At 45.7% G+C, this 644-nt stretch carries 1 protein-coding gene; it reads left to right on the plus strand.

Annotated elements, in window-relative coordinates; all coding sequences use genetic code 11:
- Positions 1-130 precede the first annotated feature (130 nt).
- Complete coding sequence (locus GNE10_RS34975; protein ID WP_099072226.1) at positions 131-574, plus strand: SRPBCC family protein; 444 nt, start codon at positions 131-133, stop codon at positions 572-574.
- Positions 575-644: the final 70 nt, after the last annotated feature.

Consider the following 644-nt stretch of genomic DNA (forward strand, 5'->3'; position numbering starts at 1 on the left):
GGAAAAGGAATAAATTTAATCTTTCCCCTTTTCCCCTTACCCCTTTCCCTTTCCCCATACCCTGTTTGCCCCATGCCCCATGCCCCATTTTGCGTTACTCTAATTTCAGCAACAGCTGAAAAAATCTAGAATGTCCCAAGTACTGGAACAATCGATTCAAATTAATGCTACAGCCACGGTAGTCGAACGCTGTATTACTGATTTAGCCCTAATGCACCGTTGGCTGAACCCTGTCCTTCGTTGTGAACCTGTGGGCGAAGTCTGGAGTACTGATGTAGGTAGTCAAAGTCGTTTTATTATTCAAATTCCTCTTATTCAACCTACTTTGTACAGCGTAGTTATAGAACGACAACCAGGTTTGGTGGTGTGGGGATTTAAGGGATTTTTTCAAGGACGCGATCGCTGGGAATGTCAACCAACACCAAAAGGAACACTCCTACTAAACCGCTTTGAATTCGATATTCCCAATCCACTAGTAAGTTGGGGTTTCCAAACCTTTGCCGCATCTTGGACAAAACAAGATATGGAAGCCCAACTCCGTCGCCTTAAACGAGTCGCAGAAGAACAAAATTAGTCATTGGGCATGGGGCTTTCTAGGAAGTGTGGGAGGTGTGGGAGGTGTGGGAGGTGTCGGAGGTGTGGGA

This window comes from Nostoc sp. 2RC (assembly GCF_014222165.1).
Classification (GTDB): domain Bacteria; phylum Cyanobacteriota; class Cyanobacteriia; order Cyanobacteriales; family Nostocaceae; genus Nostoc; species Nostoc linckia.

Bases quoted from the DNA above. Each gene is read 5' to 3' on its own strand.
- GNE10_RS34975 (WP_099072226.1), top strand. From the start codon at position 131: ATGTCCCAAGTACTGGAACAATCGATTCAAATTAATGCTACAGCCACG.